Consider the following 20,337-nt stretch of genomic DNA (forward strand, 5'->3'; position numbering starts at 1 on the left):
GCCCGAGAAACCGGGAATGTCCGTCCAACTCTCCGTAGGGTGCGAGCCTCGGAGCGGGGTCCGCACCCCTGGTTGGCGCCGGGTGGAGGCGTACGGCCCAGCGTCGCCCGATACGCTGCGTTCAACACCTGCCTCTGCCGGACCGTCGCGGCCATTCGGACCGGAACACACAATCGAGGAGCGACTCAGTGGCAACAATCGAGGGAATCGTCGCCCGGGAGATCCTGGACTCGCGGGGCAACCCGACGGTCGAGGTCGAGGTCGGGCTCGACGACGGCACGATTGCCCGCGCCGCCGTGCCGTCCGGCGCCTCCACCGGTGCCTTCGAGGCGATCGAGCTGCGCGACGGTGACCAGGACCGCTACCAGGGCAAGGGTGTCGAGAAGGCGGTCGCCAACATCGAGGACCGGATCGTCGACCAGCTCATCGGCTACGAGGCCAGCGAGCAGCGGCTGATCGACCAGAAGATGCTCGACCTCGACGGCACCGACAACAAGGCCGAGCTGGGCGCCAACGCGATCCTCGGCGTCTCGCTGGCGGTGGCGAAGGCCGCCGCGGGCAGTGCCGAGCTGAGCCTCTTCCGCTACCTGGGCGGCCCGAACGCGCACCTGCTCCCGGTGCCGATGATGAACATCCTCAACGGTGGCGCGCACGCCGACTCCAACGTCGACATCCAGGAGTTCATGATCGCGCCGATCGGCGCGCCCACCTTCCGCGACGCGCTGCGGTCCGGCGCCGAGGTCTACCACGCACTGAAGTCGGTGCTGAAGAAGCGGGACCTGTCGACCGGCCTCGGCGACGAGGGCGGCTTCGCGCCGAACCTGCCGACCAACGCCGCCGCGCTGGACCTGATCGCCGAGGCCGTCGAGAAGGCCGGCTACCGGCTCGGCACCGACATCGTCTTCGCCCTCGACGTGGCCGCCACCGAGTTTTTCGAGAACGGCGCCTACACGTTCGAGGGCAGCGCGAAGACCGCCGACGAGATGAGCGCCTACTACACCAAGCTCGCCGACGACTACCCGATCGTGTCCATCGAGGACCCGTTGTCGGAGGACGACTGGAGTGGTTGGACCACCCTGACCGCGGCGCTGGGCGACCGGATCCAGATCGTCGGTGACGATCTGTTCGTCACCAACCCGCAGCGGATCGCCCGCGGCATCACCGAGAAGGCCGCCAACGCGGTGCTGGTGAAGGTCAACCAGATCGGCTCGCTCACCGAGACCCTGGACGCCGTGGACCTGGCCCACCGGGCCGGCTTCAAGTGCATGATGAGCCACCGTTCCGGCGAGACCGAGGACACCACCATCGCCGACCTGGCGGTCGCCCTCGGGTGCGGCCAGCTCAAGACCGGTGCCCCGGCCCGTTCCGACCGGGTCGCCAAGTACAACCAGCTCCTGCGGATCGAGGAGGAGCTGGCCGACGCGGCGCGGTACGCCGGCGTCGGCGCGTTCCCGCGCTACCGTTCGGCCTGAGCCACAAGCTCCGGGGAGGGGTGTGACGATGCAGCAGCGCCGCACACCGGGTGGTCAGCGTCCCGCCCGTCGGCCGGGTCAGGCCGGCCGGGCGGGCGGGACCCGGGTCCGCTCGTCGGTCCGCGACGGTGGCCTCCGCGCCGAGCCGCGCGCCACCGGCCGGTCGCCCGGCGGCACCCGCGCCGATGCCGTACGCTCCGCGAGCCGCCCCGCAGCCGCCCGGCGTACGGCGGCCGGCGGGGCGGTCAAGCGGCTCACCGCACCCCAACCCCGGCGCTTCACCGGGCGCGCCACCGTGCTCTTCGCGGTGCTGATCGCGCTCGCCCTGGCCTACACCTACCCGGTCCGGGTCTACCTGGACCAGCAGGCGGACATCGCGCGGATGGAGGCCGCCCAGGCCGACCAGCGCCGGGAGATCGACAAGCTCACCGCCGAGGCGGCCAAGTGGCAGGATCCGGCGTACATCGAGACCCAGGCCCGGGAGCGCTTCTTCATGGGCCGGCCGGGGGAGAGCCTGCTGGTGGTGCTCTCCGATCCGGAGGGGGCCGCGAAGGACGCCGGCAAGGGCGCGCAGCCGGGGCCGCCGAAGCAACCCGACCGCTGGTACGACACCCTGTGGTCGAGCGTGCAGGCGGCCAACGCCGAGCGCCCCGCCAAGTGAAGACCACCCCGACGAGAGACAGGTACCAGTGAGCGTCGTACCACCGCAGGATCCGGCGGCGGATTCCGTCCCCTCGGCGGAGCGGCAACCGGCCACCGAGGCCGACCTGGCCGCGGTGGCCGCGCAGCTCGGACGTCCGCCCCGGGGCACCCGTGCGGTGGCGCACCGCTGCCCGTGCGGCCTGCCGGACGTGGTGGAGACGACGCCCCGGCTGGCCGACGGCACGCCCTTCCCGACGCTGTTCTACCTGACCTGCCCGCGGGCGACGGCGGCGTGCAGCCGGCTGGAGTCGGCCGGGCTGATGAAGGAGATGGCCGAGCGGCTCGCCGAGGATCCCGAGCTTGCCGACCGGTACCGGGCCGCGCACGAGGACTATCTCGCCCGCCGGGAGGCGATCGGCCAGGTGCCGGAGATCGCCGGCATCTCGGCCGGCGGCATGCCCGGGCGGGTGAAGTGCCTGCACGTGCACCTCGGGCACGCGCTCGCCGCCGGGCCGGGGGTCAACCCGTTCGGCGACGAGACCCTCGCCCTGGTGGATAGGTGGTGGGCCGCCGGCCCGTGCGTGGACGTCCCGGCGGCGGAGTGAGATGACGGTCGACGAGATCGTGGTCCGCCGGGCCCGCACCTCGGACGTGCGCGGCATCCGGCGACTGGTCGACACGTACACCGACGACCGGCGGCTGTTGAGCAAGGCCACCGTCACGCTCTACGAGGACGTCCAGGAGTTCCGGGTGGCGGTGGCGCCGGACGGCGCCGTGGTCGGCTGCGGGGCGTTGCACGTGATGTGGGAGGACCTGGCCGAGATCCGTACGGTGGCGGTCGACCCGGTCTGCCGGGGTCACAAGATCGGGCACCGGATCGTCGGCGAGCTGCTCGACGCGGCCCGCGAACTGGGCGTGCGCCGGATCTTCGTGCTCACCTTCGAGACCGCCTTCTTCGGCTCGTTCGGCTTCCGGGAGATCGACGGCGCGCCCGTGCCGCAGCCGGTCTACGAGCAGCTGCTCCGCTCGTACGACGAGGGTGTGGCCGAGTTCCTCGACCTGGAACGGGTCAAGCCGAACACGCTCGGCAACACCCGCATGCTGCTGCGTCTCTGAGCCGACGATTCCCGCGCGGCGGGTCGGGCTGCCGTAGGGTTGCTGCCGTGACGACGCGCGTGGCCGCCATCGACTGCGGGACCAACTCGATCCGACTGCTGGTCGCCGACCTGCCCGACCCGGGGGCCGGGCCGGAGGTGCCGTTGGTGGACGTGACCCGCCGGATGGAGATCGTCCGGCTGGGCCAGGGCGTCGACCGGACCGGCCGGCTCGCGCCGGAGGCGATCGAACGGACCCGGGTGGCGCTCGCCGACTACGCGGCTGAGATCGAGAAGTTCGGTGCGGAGCGGGTCCGGATGTGCGCCACGTCGGCGACCCGGGACGCCAGCAACGCCGCCGACTTCCGGGCGATGGTCGAGCAGACCCTCGGCGTGCCGCCCGAGGTGGTCACCGGCGACGAGGAGGCCCGGCTCTCGTTCACCGGCGCGCTGCGCGGGCTGCCCGCCGACACCCGGTCACCGTACCTGGTCGTCGACATCGGCGGCGGTTCGACGGAGTTCGTGGTCGGCACCCGCGAGGGCGGGGTCCAGGCGGCCGTGTCGATGGACATCGGCTGCGTCCGGATGACCGAGCGGCACTTGCACGGCGACCCGCCCGGCCTTGACCAGATCGCCGCCGCGCAGGCCGACATCGCCCTGGCGGTGGACCGGGCGCTGGCGGTGGTGCCGGGGCGCGAGGCGGCCACGCTGGTCGGGCTCGCCGGGTCGGTCACCACCGTCGTCGCCGTCGCCGAGGGGCTCGAGGCGTACGACCCGGCGCGCATCCACCACGCCCGGGTGTCGTACCAGCAGGTCGCGGAGGTCACCGCCGACCTGCTGGCGAAGACCCGCGAGCAGCGGCTGGCCATCCCGGTGATGCACCCCGGCCGGGCCGACGTGATCGGCGCGGGCGCGTTGGTGCTGCGGGTCATCATGGAGCGTGCCGGGATGCCCTCGGTCGTCGCCTCGGAGCACGACATCCTCGACGGCATCGCCTGGAGCCTCGCCTAGGAACCGGGGCCAGGGTGCCGCGCTGACCGAGCCACGCGGCCCATCGCCGGCCTGCCCTGCAGACAGTCCGCACAGGGGGTGCCCGGCGGGGAGACCGGGGCGCCCCCTGCGAGGCTGAGCCGTCAGCGGCTCACCTGGAGGGCTGGCGCGGCCAGTCCGACGACCGCTTGGGCCGGTCCCCGGCACGGCCCGACAGCGAGCCGGCCCAGTCCGACGTGCCGGTCCCGCTCGAGCTGCCGGTCCGGACCAGCTCCGGCTCGGGGGTCATGCCCGACGTGTTCAGGCCGAGACCGTCCACGCCCAGCGGGCGATCCTGGGTCGTGGTCGAGATGATCTCGTCAGGTACCAGCACCGAGGAGTCGTCGGCTCCGGGCTGCGGCCACCGCTGCCAACGGCGGACGCTCACGACCGCGACGAGCAACAGCGAGCCCAACAGCAGGGTCGTGCCGCTCCGGACGGGCGCCGCCAGGTCGACCTGGTGGCCGGCCAGGGTCGGCTTGTGGTTCAGGAGCTTCATCTGCGAGGTCGGGCTGACCAGCAGGCCCAGGTAGCTGGCGGAGTAGAACAACCCGGCCAGCGTCGCGCCCAGCGGGGAGAGCCGGAGCGTGGCGATGAGTCCGAGCAGGATCCCAGCGGCCGCCAGCACCAGCGCGGGGCGGACGAAGTCGCCGCTGTGTAGGACACTGCCGTCTTGTGCGTCCGCGAACGCCCTCGTTGACCGATCCTGGCCGAGGGCGAGGAGGACCCAGGCCAACGGTCCGACGATGGCTGCGGCGATCACGGTTCCGATGTGTCGCATTCGGGCAACGTACCGATCATGCTGGTGGATCAGCAGGTCCCATAAGCGAAACTTAAGTGCCGGCACAGGATAGAGCTGTCGATGGCGGGAGGGCCGTCACGCTGCTGGCTTCGTGGGGTCACGCACTGCGGTCGAATCCCGCCGGATGACCGTGAACGCGCGTCGCTCAGGCGCTTTCGGCGGCGAGTCGGGCGCCGAAGCCGAGCAGGGCCACCCAGGCCCAGTGGATCGTCTCGAACAGCGGCTGGGAGCGGACGACGAGCGCGCCCAGCCCGGCGCGGCCGGGGCTACTGTTTTCTTGACGGTACTACGCATTCCACAGTACCGTGCGAGGCGTGGATACGACGCAGCTCCTCAAGGGCGTGCTCGACCTGGCCGTTCTCGCCGTGCTCAGGGACGAGGACGGCTACGGTTACGACATCCTCCGCCGGCTGCGCGAGGCCGGCCTGCAGGAGGTCGGCGACGCCTCGGTCTACGGCACCCTGCGCCGGCTCTTCGCCGCCGGCCTGCTCACCACCTACGTGGTGCCGAGCGAGTCCGGCCCGCACCGCAAGTACTACGCGCTCAACGCCGCCGGCCGGGACCAGCTCACCCGCTCCGGCAAGACCTGGCGCTCGTTCGCCACCACCATGGACGCACTGCTCGACGATCGGGGGATGGCGGAATGACCGTCACTGGGCAGGAGATCGCGGACTACGTCGACCGGGTGCGGGCCGCCCTCGCCGACCTGCCACCCGCTGCCTGCGAGGAGTTGACCGAGGACCTGCCGGAACACCTGGCCGAGGTGGCCGCCGAGACCGACGGCACGCTGGTCGACCGGCTGGGCACCCCGGAGGCGTACGCGGCTGAACTGCGGGCCGCCGCCGGTGCGGACGGCGACCGCGGCCAGTCGTCCCTCAACCGGCGGTACGGCGCCCTCCGGACCCGGCTAGGCGCCCTGCTGCGCGGCCTGGACACCCGGCTCGGTCCGCTGCTCGGGTACGCCTCGGCCAGCGAGTTCCTCCGGCCGTTGCGCCCGGCGTGGTGGCTGGTCCGCGGCTGGCTGGCCGCGCTGCTGATCTCCGCCCTGCTCGGCGAGCCGTCCGGGCTGCTGCCCCGGCTCAGCGGCAACGTGCTGGCCGGCCTGTTCCTGCTCGCCGGCACGGTCCTCGCCTCGGTCTGGCTGGGGCACCGCTCCGCCGGGCTGCGCGGCTGGCCGCGCCGGCTGCTGCGGGTCGGCACGGCCGGCCTGCTGCTCTTCGCCGTCGCCGCGTTGCTGAACGTGGACCAGCACGCCAGCTCGGACGAGTTCGCCAGCTATGACAACGTCTCGGTGGGCAACCCGTACGACTCGATCGAGGACGTCTTCGTCTACGACGAGCAGGGACGGCTGGTGCCCAACGCCCGGCTCTTCGACCAGAACGGGGTGCCGATCCGGCTCGGCTATCCGACCTGCACCGACCCGCGCCTGCTGAAGACCCCGCCGCGGAACGTCTACCCGTACTGTCCTGAGCAGGCTCCGTTCGCGCCGCCGGCCCCGCCCGCGTCGCCCGCGCCGACCGAGAGCGCACCGACCGGGAGCGCGTCGCCCACGGCCACGCCGGGTGGAAGCGCGTCGCCGAGTGCCGGCGCGCCGGCCACGCCTTCCACGCCGACCGGAGCGCTGGCCCCGCCGGATCCGACCGCGACCCGCTGAGCCGGCCCGAGGGGTGTCCGCCGGGGGGTGGACGCCCCTCGCTGTGTCCATCATGGATGGCGGGGGTGGGGCGGTGCGACGGGGCCCGGATTCGGTCGATACGGTGTCGTCTGCTCATCGACTCCCCCGAAGGGACCACCCTTGTCTGAGCAGGTTGCCCTCGCGCCGGAACAGCCGGAGATCGACGACGCTCCCGCGCCCGAACAGCCGGCGATCGAGGACGCCCCCGCGCCGCCCCGGTCGTCCCGTCTCGGTGCCGTGTTCGGGGTGGTCGTGCTCCTCCTCGGCGTCGCGACCGCCCTGCTGGTGGGGCTGCTGATCCGGGTCGGACCCGGTGGTGACCTGCGTGAACTGTTCGCCGGTGGCGACGGTACGGCAGAGGCCAGGGCCGGTGACTGTGTCGCGGAGCTGCCCCGGGTGGCCGGCGTGGAGGCGAAGCCGGCCGACAACGCCCGGGTGGTCGGGTGCGGCTCCGCCGACGCCGCGTACACGGTGGTCGGCCGGGTGCAGGACCCGACGGCGGCGCGGAAGCGCTCGGCCGCCGCATGCGAGCCGCACTTCCGCCCGGGTGACGACGGTTACGTCCTCTACCGGGTCGGCGACGACGGCGACGGTTACCTGCTCTGCCTCGTCCACGGGGCGAACAGGAGGTGAATGCCACTATGCGCGCGTCTTCCGCGCGCCGGTCAGCGCGTGGCAGGCTACCCGCACGTAACACCCACTGTGCGACCAGCCAACGATGACTGACCGCTAGGAGGACGGGTCGATGGGCGAGATGGTGACCTTCACCGGCAACGGAGGGACGAGCGAGGGGTATCTCGCGATACCCTCCGACGGTGCGGCCAGCCCGGCGGTCATCGTCATCCAGGACTGGTGGGGCCTGGTGCCCCATGTCCGGGCCGTGGTGGACCGCTTCGCGGAGGCCGGCTTCGTCGCCCTCGCGCCGGATTTCCGCCACGGCGGCCCGGCCAGCCGGCCGAGTGAGCCCCGGCAGATGCTGAACAGCACGCAGATGGACGAGGCGGCGACGGACATCGCCGCCGCCGCCGAATACCTCGCGGGTCGTCCCGAGGTCGCCGGCCGGATCGGATGCGCCGGGTTCTGCGCCGGGGCGAGCCTGGCCCTCTGGTCCGGCGTGTTCTCGAAGCGGATCGCCGCGACCGCGGGCTTCTATCCCCGCCTGCCCTGGGAGGGCATGCGGACCGATTGGGCCGACTACGCGGGCAAGGCCGCGCTCATCCACTGCTCCGAAGCGGACGGCACCTCCGCGGCCGACGGGGTGCAGAGCGTGCGCCGGGCCATCGAGGCCGCCGGAGGCGCCTGCCAGACGTACGACTACCCGGGCACCGCGCACGCCTTCTTCAACGAGGACCGTCCGGAGCACTTCGATCAGCGGGCCGCCGCCACCGCCTGGGCCCGCACGCTGGAACTCTTCCGGGCCAGGCTTGGCTGAGCCGCGTACCCCGCAGGACGTGGTCGCCCGCGCCGCGCGGGCGACCGACCTGGCCGACCTCGACGGCGCGGTGAGCAACTGCTTCGCCTGCCCTCGCCTGGTCTCCTGGCGGGAGGAGGTCGCCCGGACGAAGCGGGCGGCCTTCCGTGACCAGGAGTACTGGGGGAGGCCGGTGCCCGGCTTCGGCGCGCCGGAAGCGCGGATCGGGATCCTCGGCCTGGCGCCGGCCGCGCACGGCGGCAACCGCACCGGACGGATCTTCACCGGTGACCGCTCCGGCGACGTGCTCTTCGCCGCGCTGCACCGCGCCGGCCTCGCCAACCAGCCGACCAGCGTGGCCGTCGACGACGGCCTCGCCCTGCGCGAGACCCGCATCTTCGCCGCCGTGCGCTGCGCGCCGCCGGACAACAAGCCCACCCCGGTCGAGCGCGACACCTGCGCGCCCTGGCTGCACCGCGAGGTCGCGCTCATCCGGCCAACCCTGCGGGTCGTGGTCGCGCTGGGCGCGTTCGCCTGGGCGGCGTGGTGGCCGGTCCTACGTGATGTTTACGGTCAGCGCCCGCCCACACCTCGCCCGGCGTTCGGCCATGGGGCACACTGGTCCGGCACATCCGCACCGGCGCTGCTCGGCTGCTACCACGTCAGCCAGCAGAACACCTTCACCGGGCGGCTGACACCAGCGATGTTGGACGACGTGTTCGCCCGGGCGAAACAGTTGGCCGGGGTGGCTTGAGAAACGCGTGGGGCGGTGGGATGGACCTCGGCGTGCTGCGCAGGTGGTGGCCGGTCGCGGCGGTGACCCTGCTGCTGGCCGGCATCGCGCTGGCCGCCGGGCACTCCACGATCGGGGCGAGCCGGATCCCGCCCGCCGCGGACAGACTCCCGTACGTGCCGGAATACCCCACCGCCGAGCCGGCACCCTCGATCCCGGTCGAACCACGGGACGCGGGCGAGCCCGCCTCCGCCGGAATCCCCCAGTGGATCCTCACCGCCGCGCTGGTCGTGCTGGGCCTGGCCCTGCTGGTCGGCATCGGGTACGCGGTCTGGACGGTGGTCCGCGGGGTGCTGCGGCGGGCTACCCGGGCCATCCCGGCGCAGCGGGCCCGGCGTACCGCCCAGGGCACCGCACGGGAGGTGGTGGCCGCCCTGGACGCCGGCCTGGTGGAGCTGGACGACCGGTCCACCGACCCCCGGACCGCCGTGATCGCCTGCTGGGTCCGTCTGGAGGAGGCCGCCGAGGAGGCCGGCGTGTCCCGGCACGTCGAGGACACCTCCACCGACCTGGTCAGCCGGCTGTTGCGCGGCGACCCTTCGGCCGGCGTACCGGCGATCGCCAGTGCGGACGTGCTGGACGGCTTCGCGCACGTCTACCGCGAGGCCCGGTACGCCACGCACGCCGTCGACGAGCGGATGCGCGATCAGGCCCGGGCCGCGCTGCGCCGGCTGCGCGGGGAGCTGACCAGCCTGGCCGGCGCCGGCGAGGAGCCGCAGTGAGCGAGCGAGCCATCGAACACGGCGCAGTGCGGCCGACGGCGTGAGTACCAGCATCGACGACCTGCTGTCGTCCGAGGAGGAGTACGCCGGGGAGCCGACCCCCGAGCGGCACGGCCGGCTGCGCTGGCTGCCGCGTACGCTCGCCACCACCGCGGCGACCGTGGTGGTGGTCGTGGTCGGCCTGCGCGCGGTGGGCCTGCAGGTCTCGCTCTGGATCCTCGTGGCGGGCGTGCTCGCCGTGCTCGCCGTACGCCGGGTCACCGCCGTGCTGGCACCCCCGCCGCCGCCCCGGGCCGCCGGCCGGGCCCCCGCCGGCGAGGAGCCGGGCACCTGGAACTGGGCCACCCAGGACGCGCTGCGCGCCGCGGTGAACGGGTGGGAACGCCCGCTGGACTGGTGTGGCGGCGACCGGAAGCGGTTCAACACCCGGATCCTGCCCCGGCTCGGTGAGCTGGCCGACGAACGGCTGCGCCAGCAGCACGGCGTCACCCGCGAGTCCGACCCGACCCGCGCCCGTGCCCTACTGGGAGAGCCGCTGTGGACGTTCCTCGATACGCCCTCCCGCCGCCCCCCGTCGCCGCGCGACCTCGCGGCGATCGTCGCCGAACTGGAGAAGTTGTGATGAACGACGTGGACCGGAGCATGCCCCCCGCCGAGGTGGGTCGGCTGGCCCGGGCGGTGCTGGACGCGGTCGGCACGGTCGTGGTCGGCAAACGGGAGGCCCTGGAGCTGGTCCTCGCCGGCATCCTGGCCGGTGGCCACGTGCTGCTGGAGGACCTGCCCGGTCTGGGCAAGACGCTGACCGCGCGTTCCTTCGCGCAGGCGCTCGGGCTGGACTTCCGTCGCCTCCAGTTCACCCCGGACCTGCTGCCCGCCGACGTCACCGGCTCCTTCCTCTACGACCAGCGCAGCGGCGACTTCTCGTTCCGCGCTGGGCCGGTCTTCACCAACCTGCTGCTCGCCGACGAGATCAACCGGACCCCGCCGAAGACGCAGTCGGCGCTGCTGGAGGCGATGCAGGAGAAGCAGGTCTCGGTGGAGGGCGTGACGTACCGGCTGGACGAGCCGTTCCACGTGCTCGCCACCGCGAACCCCATCGAGTACGAGGGGACGTACCCGCTGCCCGAGGCGCAGCTCGACCGGTTCCTGCTCCGGGTGTCGTTCGGCTACCCCGACCACGAGGAGGAGTGGGAGGTGCTGCGTCGGCGGATCGCCCGCCGCCGGGAGGAGGCCGAGATCAAGCCGGTGGTGGACGCCGGCACACTGCGCGCCATGCAGGCCGCGCTGGAGGACGTGGTCGTCGAGGACTCCATCGGCCGGTACATCGTGGCGCTGACCGCCGCCACCCGGGAACACCCCTCCGTGCTGGTCGGCGCCTCGCCACGCGGCTCGCTGGCGCTGCTGCTGCTCTCCCGGGTCCGGGCGGTCCTCGCCAACCGTGACTACGTGGTGCCGGAGGACGTCAAGGCGGTGGCGGCGCCCGCGCTGGCCCACCGGATCACGCTGCGCCCGGAGATGTGGCTGCGCCGGGTCGACCCGTCCTTCGTCGTCGGCGAGGTGCTGACCTCCACGCCCGCCCCGGCCAGCGGCGCGCTGCCCAGCTACGCGGCCGGGTCCGCCGGGCACTGATGGCCGACCGTCACGAGCCGGCGAGCGGCTGGGCGCCCACCCGGGCGCTCGGCCGGGCCGTGCTGCTCACCGGGCTGCTGCTGATCGCGGCCGTGCTGCTCGGCCGGATCGACCTGGTCGTGCTGGCCACGCCGTTCGCCCTGGGCACCGCGTACGGGCTGCGCCGCCGCCCCACCGCGCTGCCCGAGCTGGAGATCGCCACCGGGGAGGCGCACCTGGTCGAGGGCACGCCGATGGCCGTTGCCGTCGTCGTGGCCAACCCCGACACCGTGGCGTACGACCTGGCGGTGGTCCGGACCCGGATGTCGCGCTGGCTGCGGGTGGAGAAGGCCAGCTTCGGCGGGGCCGGGGTGGACGTGAGCCGGTCCGGCGGGGCCGACCGGCCCTTCGCCACCTCGCTGCCGTCCGGCAGGGTGATCGACCTGGAGCTGACCGGGACGGCGCTGCGCTGGGGCCGGCACCCGGTCGGGCCGGCCGGGGTGCGGGTCGCCGCCGCCGGCGGATTGCTGGTCTCGCGGGCCGTGATCACCGATCCGGTCCGGACCCGGATCTATCCGATGACGGAGCCGTTCGAGGCGGTGGAGGCGATGCCGCGGGCCGCCGGGCTGGTCGGTGCCCACCACTCCCGTCGGCCGGGGGAGGGCGGTGAGCTGGCCGGCGTACGGGTCTTCGCCCCCGGCGACCGGCTGCGCCGGATCGACTGGCGGGTGTCGCTGCGGGCCCGGCAGCTGCACGTGGCGGCGACCCTCTCGGACCGGGACGCCGAGGTGGTGGTGCTGCTCGACGTGCTGGCCGAGGCGGGTCGCTCCGGCGGCATCCGTGGCCCGGCCTCCGTGCTGGACACCACGGTCCGGGCCGCCGCCGCGATCGCCGAGCACTACCTGCACCGGGGCGACCGGGTGGCGTTGCTGGAGTACGGTCCGGCGGCCCGGAGGCTGCGTCCGGCGACCGGTCGCCGGCAGTACCTGACCGTGCTGGAGTGGCTGCTCGACGTGCGGGCCGAGTCCTCCCCGCACGAGCTGTACGACCAGGTCTTCGGCCTCCAGTTGCCCTCCTCGGACGCGCTGGTGGTGGTGCTCACCCCGCTGCTGGACGAGCGGTCCGCCCAGATGCTGGCCCGGATGGCGCGCGGCGGGCGGTTCGTGGTGGCGGTGGACACCCTGCCGGCCGACCTGCCGACGCCCAGGGAACGGGGTTGGGCCGAGGTGGCGTACCGGCTGTGGCGGCTGGACCGGGACACGATGATCGGGCAGCTCCGCGAGCACGGCGTACCGGTGGTGCGCTGGGCCGGTGCCGGCAGCCTCGACCTGGTGCTGCGGGACGTGTCCCGGCTGGCCACCGCGCCGCGGGTCGGTGGCCGGTGAGCGCGGACGAAGGCGGGTACGCATGAACGACCTGGTCGAGGGGCTGAACGAGCGGGTCCGGGCCCTGCGGCTCGGGGTCAGGCGGATCAGCCTCACCCCGCTGCTGTTACGTGCCGGCATCTTCCTGACCGTGTTGGTCGGTCTCCTGGTCGCGTACCCGGTGCAGATGTTCACGCCGCGGTCGCTGGTGGCCTTCGCGGTGGTGGCGGTGCTGCCTGCGGTCGGGCCGCGCCGGCGATGGGCGACCTTCGCGGCGCTGGTCACGGTCGGTGGCTGGTTGCTCGCCACGCTGGGCTTCGGCCGGCCGCCGGTGTTGTGGCGGCTGCTCACCATGGCGGCCCTGCTCTACCTGGCGCACACGCTCTGCGCGCTGGCGGCGCTGCTGCCGTACGACGCGGCGGTCGACCCGGAGCTGGTGGTCCGGTGGTTGATCCGGGCCGGCGGGGTGGTGCTGGCCAGTGCGGTACTCGGGGTCGTGCTGGCCTGGCTCGGCGGGCTCGGCGGGGACCGCGGCTTCCAGGCAGTGACCCTGGTCGGCCTGCTCGTCGCGGTGGCGCTCAGCGCGCTGCTGGGCTGGCTACTGCGTCGCAGATAGTGAAATGTCTCGGGACGTTGCGTGGGTCACAAGGGTTGTGCTCCATCACAGATGGGGGTCTCGAAAGGGATTAGCCGAGCCGCCCGGGGAATGATGGATAGCGTGAATCCGAAGCGGATCCTTGTCGTGGGTGCCGGGCACGTCGGCCTGTACGCCGCGCTGCGCCTGTCCAAGAAGCTGAGCTCTCGTGAGGCTGAGGTCATCGTCGTCGACCCGCAGCCGCACATGACCTACCAGCCGTTCCTCCCCGAGGCGTCCGCGGGCAACATCTCGCCGCGGCACGCGGTGGTGCCACTGCGGCGGGAGTTGCGCAAGTGCAAGGTTCTGGCCGGCACGGTCACCCGGATCGACCATGACCGGAAGACCGCCACCGTGCAGCCGATCAGCGGCCCGACCCGGGAGGTCCGGTACGACCACGTGGTGGTCGCCCCGGGTTCGGTCTCCCGGACGCTGCCGATTCCCGGCCTGCATGAGCACGGTATCGGGTTCAAGACGATCGGTGAGGCGATTTTCCTCCGAAACCACGTGCTGGACCGGCTCGACGTGGCGGCGGCCACGACCGATCCGGAGGTTCGCCGGCGCGCGCTGACCTTCGTCTTCGTCGGTGGTGGCTACGCCGGTATCGAGGCGCTCGCCGAGATGGAGGACATGTCCCGGGACGCGCTGCGCTACTACCCGGAGCTCAAGCAGGACGAGTTGCGCTGGGTCCTGGTCGAGGCCACCCAGCGGGTGCTGCCCGAGGTCGATCGGGACATGGGCGCCTACACGGTGCAGCAGCTGCTCAAGCGGAACATGGACATCCGCCTGGACACCCGGCTCGAATCGTGCGTCGACGGGATCGTGAAGCTCTCCGACGGCGACAGTTTCCCCACCGACACCATCGTCTGGACGGCCGGGGTCAAGCCGTCGCCGATGCTGGACGCGACGAACTTCCCGCGCGACGAGCGTCGCCGGGTCACCTGCCTGCCCACCCTCCAGATCGTGGACGGCGACCGGGTGCTCGACGGCGCCTGGAGCGCGGGCGACTGCGCCGCCGTGCCGGACCTGACCAAGGAGCCGGGCAACTACTGCTCGCCGAGTGCGCAGCACGCGGTGCGGCAGGCCATGCGGATGGCCGACAACATCGTGAACGTGGTCCGCGGGCGGGAGCCGGTCAACTACAAGCACAAGCACGCCGGCAGCGTGGCCAGCCTCGGCCTGCACAAGGGCGTGGCGCAGGTCTACGGCGTGAAGATGACCGGCTGGCCGGCCTGGTTCATGCACCGCACCTACCACATGTCGCGGATCCCCTCGCTCAACCGCAAGGTCCGGGTCGTGGTCGACTGGACGCTGGCGTTCGTCCTCAAGCGTGAGGTGGTCGCGCTCGGCCAGCTGCACGACCCGCGCGAGGAGTTCGCCGAGGCGTCGGCACCCGCCGGCAGGCGCTGAGTTCGTCGCGAAAAGGCCCTTCCCGGACGGGGAGGGCCTTTTCGCGTACGGCCCGGTGCCGGGATCAGAAACGCCAGGTCCAGGCGTCGGCGACGCGGGTGCCGGGACCGAGGAGCGCCTCCAGCGTCCGGCGCAGGGTCTCCGCGTGCGGCGCGTCGTCGGTCAGCGCCACGCAGGACGCGCCCCAGAAGCGGAGGTCCCGGGCAGCCTGTTGGCGCTGCTCGTCGCCGATCGCCGGTGCCACGCCCCGCGCGGCGACGTCGGCCAGCAGGGCTGAGGTGGGTCGACGGTAGGTGCCGAAGGCGGGTGCCCCGTCGTTGCCGTACGGGCCGATGAAGAAGCCCTCCGGTATGCCGAACGCGGCGTTCGCGGCGGTGGCCCAGCGCATCGGCCCGGGGTCGGTCGGGGTGGCCGCCGGCACCGGGACCAGCACCCCGCCGGGGTGTACGCACTGCCGCCAGTGGCCGGCGGTGATGAACTCGGGCAGCGGCGGCCGGGGTGTGGTCGGCAGCGGCGCGGGAAAGACGCTGAGCAGAGTCACGCCGGCGGCCACCGGCACCAGCCGGCGGGCCCGGCCGCGTTCCGTCAGGGCCCGGTCCACGGCGAGGGTCAGGATCGCTCCGGCCAGCGGCAGCACCGCCAGGCCGAACCGCGTCGGCAGCGCGCTGTCCACCAGCGGCAGCCCGACCAGCAGCGCGTACGGGGCGCGCAGGCCGCTCCGGTCGCCGGCGATCAGGACCTCGGGGCCGAGCGACAGCACGCCCATGATCACGGCCCCGGCCGCGCAGGCGACCGCCACCGGGCGGCGGCCGAGCCAGGCGGCGCAGGCGGCGGTGACCAGCAGCAGGGGCCAGCCGAGGAAGGTGTTGAACTCGGCCGGGCCGGTGGCCAGCCGGGACGCGGCGTCCCCGCCCAGCACGGAGAGCGGGGAGAGGGCCACCCAGCTGGTCAGGTCGGCGACGTAGTGGTACGGGTCGAACAGCGGCCCTGGGACGGCCTGCGGACCGGCGAACTGGTGCCACATCGGGTAACCGAGCACGAACCCGGCCAGAACGGCGGCCATCGCCAGCCCACCGGCGAACGCGGGCAGCGCCCGGCGCAGCCGCGCCCGGTCGGCCAGCCCGTACGCCGGGGCCATCACCAGCAGGGTGACCGCGGTCAGGAAGAGCACCTCCTCGCCCACGAAGAACTGGGCGGTGACCGCCGCGGCCAGCCCCACCGCCGAGGTGGCCGCCCGCCGGCGGTCCGGCCCGCCCGTCCGGCCGGCCGGGTCGGCGGCCCTCAGCAGCCGGACCACCAGCCAGACGAGCGCCGGGACCAGCCACTGGGCGGTCATGTGCAGGTGCGCGTTGCTCTGCGAGACCATGCCGGGGCCGAAGCCGCAGAGGGCCGCGCCGAGGGCGGCGGCGAGCGGGTGGGCGCGCAGCGTTCGGGTGAACAGCAGGTACCAGGCGATCGCCGTGCCGGCCAGGTTGCCGGCGACCAGCAGGGCGAAGGTCACCGGCGCGCCGAACGCGAACGTGACCGGGGCCAGCAGCACGCCGAGCGCGATCACCGTGGTGTTGGCCAGCAGGTTGACCCCGTCCGGCGCGTTGAGCCGGTCGGTGAGCAGGCCGAAGTCGCCCAGCACGGCGCGCGAGTCGACGGCCAGGAACCATTCGTAGAGGGTCTGGTCCGCCGGGTTGAGCGCGAGCACCCGCTGCCCCGGTGCCGGCCACAGGCCGTGGGTGAGCCATCCGGCGAGCAGCGCGAAGATCAGCCCGGCCAGCAGGCCCGCGCGGTGCCGGGCCACGGCGGCCAGCAGGCGGGCGGTACGCGTCGGACGGGTGACCGCCGGACCGAGGCGGCCTGCCGGGCCGAGGGCCGTGCGGGCGGCGCTGGTCACGGCTTCGACCATAACGGCGGCTCGCCGCCGGGTACTCCGGCACGCCGCGCAACGGTTACGGTGAGACCTGCACCGCCGCGCGTCGACGCGCGGGCGTCACCCGCCCGGGTGGTGGAACGGCAGACACGGCCGCCTTAAAAGCGGCTGCCGCGAGGCGTGCGGGTTCGAGCCCCGCCCCGGGCACCCAGACTCTCAGGTTTCCCACAGCTTCACTCCCGGCACCGGGTTGCGTGTCCCGTTTACCCTGGAGGGGCACGTTCACGTGCATCGACCCCCTGAGGGAGGCCTGAAAGTGAAGACCTCGAACCCGGTGCTCTCGCGGTTCGGCCAGGCGGCCGGCCACGAGCGGGCGGCCGGGTACGCCCAGCCCGGGCCGTACGGTCAGCCCGGATACCCGCAGCAGTACCAGCCGCACCCGCAGTACGCGACCGGCCAGGCATACCCGGTGACCCCGGTCACCGAGGCCCCGATGACCCTCGACGACGTCGTCGTCAAGACGGTCACCATGCTGGCGATCCTCGGCGGCGCGGCGGCGGCCACCTGGATCCTCGTCCCGGACCAGCTGCTCGGGGCGGCCTGGCTCGGCGGCGCGGTGATCGGCCTGGTGCTCGGCCTGATCATCTCGTTCTCCCGGGTGGCGAATCCGGCCCTGGTGGTGGCGTACTCCATCATCGAGGGTGTCTTCGTCGGTGCGGTGAGCAAGACCTTCGAGTCTTTCTACGACGGCATCGTGCTGCAGGCCGTGGTGGGGACCTTCGGCGTCTTCTTCGTGATGACGATGCTCTACAGGGCGCGCGTCATCCGGGCCACCCCGAAATTCGCCAAGGTCATGGTGGCGATCATGGGTGGTCTCTTCGCCACCATGCTGATCAACCTGGTGCTCTCGCTCTTCGGCGTCAACACCCACCTGCGCGACGGCAGCGGGCTGGCCATCGTCTTCAGCCTGGTCTGCATCGTGGTCGCCTCGCTGAGCTTCGTGCTCAATTTCGCGAACATCGAAGAGGGTGTCCGGGCGGGCGTCCCGCAGCGGTACGCCTGGACCGCCGCCTTCGGCATCGTGGTCGGCCTGGTCTGGCTCTACCTCGAGGTGCTGCGCCTGCTCAGCTACCTTCAGGGCGACGACTGACCGTCGCCGGACCTGCGACGCCCGCCTGCCGCGACCGCGGCGGCGGGCGTCGTCGTTTTCCCGCCGCCGTCGCGCCGCCCAGGGCAGAGTGAGGGCGGGTATGTCGGCGAGGAGGTCGCGGTGCGGAGTGCCAACCCGGTGCTGACCCGACTGGACGACGTCCGCCGGGCCGAGCGTCAGGTGCTCGGTGCCGCCGACACGATGACCGTGACCGATGTGGTCAGCCGTACGGTCGGCCTGCTGTTGCTCACCGGCGTCACCGCGGCGGTCGCCTGGGTGGTCGTGCCGCAGGCGGTGTGGATCCCGGCGGCGCTGGCCGGCAGTTCCCTGGCCAGCCTGGCGCTGGTGCTGGTCATCTCCCTGCGGCAGATCACCAGCCCGCCGCTCATCGTCGGGTACGCGGTGCTCCAGGGACTGCTGCTCGGGGTGGCCAGCCGGGCGTTCGAGGAGGTGTATCCGGGCATCGTGGTGCAGGCGGTGATCGGCACCTTCGGCGTCTTCCTCGGCATGGCGCTGCTCTACCGGGCCCGGGTGGTCCGAGCCACCCCGCGGATGGCCCGGCTGGTCACGGGCACGCTGCTCGGGATCCTGGTGCTCAGCCTGGTCAACCTGGTCGCGTACCTGTTTACCGGGCGGCAGGGGCTGGCGGTCTACAGCCTGACCGCGCGGGTGGGTTGGCTGCCGTACGTCTTCTCGGTGGTGGCGATCATCGCCGGCGCGTTCAGCTTCATCCTCGACTTCGACCTGGTCGAGCGGTCGGCCCGGGCCGGACTGCCCCGCCGATACGCGTGGTACTGCGCGTTCGGGCTGCTGGTCGGCTTGATCTTCCTGTACTGGCAGATCCTCCGCCTGCTCAGCTACGCCCGGCGCTGACCGTTCGACGGCGCCAGCTCGGCGCGTCTATCGCCGCGCCGCGACCCGGAGCCGTCGTTCGGCAACTCCAGCTCGGCGCGCCTGCCGCCGCGCCGCGACCGGGAGCCGTCATAGACTCGGCGGCGATGAGCGCAGCGGAGTTGGACCGGGCGGTGGAGCTGCTGGTCCGTCAGGTCGGGCACTGGGAGCAGCCGCGCTGGTCGGCGGCGGCCGAGGGCGGCAACGTCTCCCGGGCCGACCTGGTGCACAAGCTGGTGCAGGAGATCGCCAACCTGGCGGCGGACGCCGAGGGCGGGCCACGCCGGGAGGTGCCCCGGCTCGGCGGCGACCTGGTGCTGCCCGACCAGCTCCGGGTGGTCGCCGCCGACCTGGTGGCTGCCGGTCCAGCGGAGTCGGTGCTCGCCGAGGCCGCCACCGCGGTCGCCCGGACCCGCGCCACCCTCTGAGGCGAGAGCGCAGCAGGCGCCGGTTCGGCTCAGCTCAGCCGTTCGAGCACCATGGCCATGCCCTGGCCGCCACCGACACACATGGTCTCCAGACCGATGGTCCTGTCGTGCCACTCCAGGGCGTTGAGCAGCGTGCCGGTGATCCGAGCGCCGGTCATGCCGAACGGGTGCCCGACGGCGATCGCGCCACCCATCACGTTCAGCTTCTCCTCCGGGATGCCGAGCTGCCGGTACGACGGGATCACCTGGGCGGCGAACGCCTCGTTGATCTCGACCAGGTCGACGTCGTCGATGGTCATGCCGGCCCGCCTGAGCGCCTGCCTCGACGCCTCCACCGGGCCGAGGCCCATGATCTCCGGGGACAGCGCGGTCACGCCGGTGGAGACGATCCGGGCCAGCGGGGTGAGGCCGAGGTCCTTCGCCCGCTGGGCGCTCATCACGATCACGGCGGCGGCACCGTCGTTGAGCGGGCAGCAGTTGCCGGCGGTGATCCGGCCGTCCGGGCGGAAAACCGGCTTCAGGCCGGCCACGCCCGCCAGGGTCACCCCCGGGCGCGGGCCGTCGTCGGCGCTGACCACGGTGCCGTCCGGCGTGGTCACCGGGGTGATCTCGCGGGTCCAGAAGCCGTCCGCGATCGCCTTCACGGCCAGGTTCTGGCTGCGTACGCCGAACGCGTCCATCTCCTCGCGGGTGATGTCGTGGACCTGGGCGAGGTTCTCGGCGGTCTGACCCATGGCCAGGTAGATGTCGGGGAGCTGGTCGGCCTCGCGCGGGTCGGTCCACACCTCGGCGCCGCCCTCGGCGCGGGCCGCCGAACGCGCCCGCGCCGCCGCGAAGCGGGGGTTCTCCCAGCCGCCGCCGACCAGCGCCTGCGCCTCGGGCGGCAGGGTGTCCGAGTTGCCGCGGGCGTACCGGGAGACGGTCTCGACGCCGGCGGAGACGAAGACATCGCCCTCACCCGCCCGGATCGCGTGCATGGCCATCCGGGTGGTCTGCAGCGAGGAGGCGCAGTATCGGGTCAGGGTGGCGCCGGGCAGGCCGTCCAGGCCCAGCAGGGTGGCGACCACCCGGGCCAGGTTGAAGCCCTGCTCGCCGCCGGGCAGCCCGCAGCCCAGGTAGAGGTCGTCGATCGTGGTGGGGTCGAGCGCCGGCACCTTGTCGAGGGCGGCCCGGACGACGGTGGCGGCGAGGTCGTCCGGGCGGACGTCCTTCAGGGATCCCTTGACCGCGCGACCGATGGGAGACCGGGCGGTGGCGACGATGACGGCGTCGCGGGGCGACTCAATCGGCATGAACCAACGTTAACTTGCCGGTAACTTGTGGCGGAAGCCGGCAACCGGGCGGGGAATGT

Annotated in this window: 22 protein-coding genes and 1 tRNA gene; 20 read left to right on the top strand and 3 right to left on the bottom strand. The window is 73.1% G+C overall.

Annotation, left to right across the window (positions count from 1 at the left end):
- Positions 1-188: 188 nt before the first annotated feature.
- From eno to ACIRG9_RS00750, 5 genes are read left to right on the top strand one after another with little or no spacing between them, the layout of a single operon-like run.
- Positions 189-1,472 carry a phosphopyruvate hydratase gene (gene eno / locus ACIRG9_RS00730; RefSeq protein WP_402848157.1) on the top strand — a complete coding sequence of 428 codons (1,284 nt, stop codon included), beginning with the start codon at positions 189-191 and terminating at the stop codon, positions 1,470-1,472.
- Between the two features lie 28 nt (positions 1,473-1,500).
- A complete protein-coding gene (locus tag ACIRG9_RS00735) occupies positions 1,501-2,133 on the top strand; it encodes a septum formation initiator family protein (RefSeq protein ID WP_402850180.1) in 633 nt (210 codons plus the stop codon).
- Between the two features lie 28 nt (positions 2,134-2,161).
- Positions 2,162-2,719 carry a DUF501 domain-containing protein gene (locus ACIRG9_RS00740; protein WP_402848159.1) on the top strand — a complete coding sequence of 186 codons (558 nt, stop codon included), beginning with the start codon at positions 2,162-2,164 and terminating at the stop codon, positions 2,717-2,719.
- Between the two features lies 1 nt (position 2,720).
- Entirely contained in the window at positions 2,721-3,230 is a 510-nt protein-coding gene (locus tag ACIRG9_RS00745) for an amino-acid N-acetyltransferase (RefSeq protein ID WP_402848161.1), read from the top strand.
- A gap of 59 nt (positions 3,231-3,289) precedes the next feature.
- Positions 3,290-4,219: an exopolyphosphatase gene (locus ACIRG9_RS00750; protein ID WP_402850183.1), complete on the top strand. Its 930-nt coding sequence runs from the start codon at positions 3,290-3,292 to the stop codon at positions 4,217-4,219.
- A 130-nt stretch (positions 4,220-4,349) separates the two neighbouring features.
- On the opposite strand, the gene ACIRG9_RS00755 is transcribed toward ACIRG9_RS00750, so the two are convergent.
- A complete protein-coding gene (locus ACIRG9_RS00755; RefSeq protein ID WP_402848163.1) occupies positions 4,350-5,018 on the bottom strand; it encodes a hypothetical protein in 669 nt (222 codons plus the stop codon).
- A 335-nt stretch (positions 5,019-5,353) separates the two neighbouring features.
- Between ACIRG9_RS00755 and ACIRG9_RS00760 the strand changes: the two genes are divergently transcribed.
- The 11 genes from ACIRG9_RS00760 to ACIRG9_RS00810 all read left to right on the top strand — a co-directional run bounded on the left by ACIRG9_RS00760 (position 5,354) and on the right by ACIRG9_RS00810 (position 14,656).
- Positions 5,354-5,686, top strand: a complete 333-nt coding sequence (locus ACIRG9_RS00760) for a PadR family transcriptional regulator (protein ID WP_402848165.1) — start codon at positions 5,354-5,356, stop codon at positions 5,684-5,686.
- On the top strand, positions 5,683-6,693 hold the full coding sequence (locus ACIRG9_RS00765) for an HAAS signaling domain-containing protein (protein WP_402848167.1): 1,011 nt from the start codon (positions 5,683-5,685) through the stop codon (positions 6,691-6,693). Before ACIRG9_RS00760 ends, ACIRG9_RS00765 begins: the two co-directional genes overlap by 4 nt.
- A 141-nt stretch (positions 6,694-6,834) precedes the next feature.
- Complete coding sequence (locus ACIRG9_RS00770; RefSeq protein WP_402848169.1) at positions 6,835-7,347, top strand: hypothetical protein; 513 nt, start codon at positions 6,835-6,837, stop codon at positions 7,345-7,347.
- Between the two features lie 112 nt (positions 7,348-7,459).
- Entirely contained in the window at positions 7,460-8,146 is a 687-nt protein-coding gene (locus tag ACIRG9_RS00775; protein ID WP_402848171.1) for a dienelactone hydrolase family protein, read from the top strand.
- A 19-nt stretch (positions 8,147-8,165) separates the two neighbouring features.
- A complete protein-coding gene (locus ACIRG9_RS00780) occupies positions 8,166-8,879 on the top strand; it encodes a uracil-DNA glycosylase (RefSeq protein WP_402850185.1) in 714 nt (237 codons plus the stop codon).
- A gap of 20 nt (positions 8,880-8,899) precedes the next feature.
- Positions 8,900-9,640 (top strand): DUF4129 domain-containing protein, encoded by a 741-nt coding sequence (locus tag ACIRG9_RS00785; protein ID WP_402848173.1) that lies wholly within the window; start codon positions 8,900-8,902, stop codon positions 9,638-9,640.
- A gap of 40 nt (positions 9,641-9,680) precedes the next feature.
- Positions 9,681-10,262, top strand: a complete 582-nt coding sequence (locus ACIRG9_RS00790) for a hypothetical protein (protein WP_402848175.1) — start codon at positions 9,681-9,683, stop codon at positions 10,260-10,262.
- Positions 10,262-11,269 (top strand): AAA family ATPase, encoded by a 1,008-nt coding sequence (locus ACIRG9_RS00795; RefSeq protein ID WP_402848177.1) that lies wholly within the window; start codon positions 10,262-10,264, stop codon positions 11,267-11,269. The genes ACIRG9_RS00790 and ACIRG9_RS00795 overlap by 1 nt, the downstream gene beginning before the upstream one ends.
- A complete protein-coding gene (locus ACIRG9_RS00800) occupies positions 11,269-12,633 on the top strand; it encodes a DUF58 domain-containing protein (protein WP_402848178.1) in 1,365 nt (454 codons plus the stop codon). Before ACIRG9_RS00795 ends, ACIRG9_RS00800 begins: the two co-directional genes overlap by 1 nt.
- A 22-nt stretch (positions 12,634-12,655) precedes the next feature.
- Positions 12,656-13,228 (top strand): hypothetical protein, encoded by a 573-nt coding sequence (locus tag ACIRG9_RS00805; RefSeq protein ID WP_402848180.1) that lies wholly within the window; start codon positions 12,656-12,658, stop codon positions 13,226-13,228.
- A gap of 102 nt (positions 13,229-13,330) precedes the next feature.
- Positions 13,331-14,656: an NAD(P)/FAD-dependent oxidoreductase gene (locus tag ACIRG9_RS00810; RefSeq protein WP_402848181.1), complete on the top strand. Its 1,326-nt coding sequence runs from the start codon at positions 13,331-13,333 to the stop codon at positions 14,654-14,656.
- Positions 14,657-14,720: 64 nt separating this feature from the next.
- Here ACIRG9_RS00810 and ACIRG9_RS00815 read toward each other — a convergent pair whose 3' ends face one another.
- Entirely contained in the window at positions 14,721-16,541 is a 1,821-nt protein-coding gene (locus tag ACIRG9_RS00815) for a hypothetical protein (RefSeq protein ID WP_402848182.1), read from the bottom strand.
- 102 nt (positions 16,542-16,643) lie between these two features.
- Here ACIRG9_RS00815 and ACIRG9_RS00820 point away from each other — a divergent pair.
- The 4 genes from ACIRG9_RS00820 (at position 16,644) to ACIRG9_RS00835 (ending at position 18,986) form a co-directional block, all read left to right on the top strand.
- Positions 16,644-16,724: transfer RNA gene (locus ACIRG9_RS00820), tRNA-Leu, on the top strand.
- Positions 16,725-16,833: 109 nt separating this feature from the next.
- The gene (locus ACIRG9_RS00825; RefSeq protein ID WP_402848184.1) at positions 16,834-17,667 is read left to right on the top strand and encodes a Bax inhibitor-1/YccA family protein; all 834 of its coding nucleotides are present in this window, start codon (positions 16,834-16,836) and stop codon (positions 17,665-17,667) included.
- Positions 17,668-17,787: 120 nt separating this feature from the next.
- Complete coding sequence (locus tag ACIRG9_RS00830) at positions 17,788-18,540, top strand: Bax inhibitor-1/YccA family protein (RefSeq protein WP_402848186.1); 753 nt, start codon at positions 17,788-17,790, stop codon at positions 18,538-18,540.
- Between the two features lie 125 nt (positions 18,541-18,665).
- Entirely contained in the window at positions 18,666-18,986 is a 321-nt protein-coding gene (locus ACIRG9_RS00835; protein ID WP_402848188.1) for a hypothetical protein, read from the top strand.
- Positions 18,987-19,015: 29 nt separating this feature from the next.
- Here the strand turns inward: ACIRG9_RS00835 and ACIRG9_RS00840 are convergent, their stop codons facing one another.
- Positions 19,016-20,278 carry an acetyl-CoA C-acetyltransferase gene (locus ACIRG9_RS00840; protein ID WP_402848190.1) on the bottom strand — a complete coding sequence of 421 codons (1,263 nt, stop codon included), beginning with the start codon at positions 20,276-20,278 and terminating at the stop codon, positions 19,016-19,018.
- Positions 20,279-20,337: the final 59 nt, after the last annotated feature.

It is taken from the genome of Micromonospora sp. NPDC093277 (assembly GCF_044765245.1).
Taxonomy (GTDB): Bacteria; Actinomycetota; Actinomycetes; order Mycobacteriales; family Micromonosporaceae; genus Micromonospora.

Coding starts and splice junctions, on each gene's coding strand:
- ACIRG9_RS00735 (WP_402850180.1), top strand. CDS start 1,501: ATGCAGCAGCGCCGCACACCGGGTGGTCAGCGTCCCGCCCGTCGGCCG.
- ACIRG9_RS00745 (WP_402848161.1), top strand. CDS start 2,721: ATGACGGTCGACGAGATCGTGGTCCGCCGGGCCCGCACCTCGGACGTG.
- ACIRG9_RS00755 (WP_402848163.1), bottom strand. CDS start 5,018: ATGCGACACATCGGAACCGTGATCGCCGCAGCCATCGTCGGACCGTTG.
- ACIRG9_RS00765 (WP_402848167.1), top strand. CDS start 5,683: ATGACCGTCACTGGGCAGGAGATCGCGGACTACGTCGACCGGGTGCGG.
- ACIRG9_RS00775 (WP_402848171.1), top strand. CDS start 7,460: ATGGGCGAGATGGTGACCTTCACCGGCAACGGAGGGACGAGCGAGGGG.
- ACIRG9_RS00785 (WP_402848173.1), top strand. CDS start 8,900: ATGGACCTCGGCGTGCTGCGCAGGTGGTGGCCGGTCGCGGCGGTGACC.
- ACIRG9_RS00795 (WP_402848177.1), top strand. CDS start 10,262: ATGAACGACGTGGACCGGAGCATGCCCCCCGCCGAGGTGGGTCGGCTG.
- ACIRG9_RS00800 (WP_402848178.1), top strand. CDS start 11,269: ATGGCCGACCGTCACGAGCCGGCGAGCGGCTGGGCGCCCACCCGGGCG.
- ACIRG9_RS00805 (WP_402848180.1), top strand. CDS start 12,656: ATGAACGACCTGGTCGAGGGGCTGAACGAGCGGGTCCGGGCCCTGCGG.
- ACIRG9_RS00835 (WP_402848188.1), top strand. CDS start 18,666: ATGAGCGCAGCGGAGTTGGACCGGGCGGTGGAGCTGCTGGTCCGTCAG.
- ACIRG9_RS00840 (WP_402848190.1), bottom strand. CDS start 20,278: ATGCCGATTGAGTCGCCCCGCGACGCCGTCATCGTCGCCACCGCCCGG.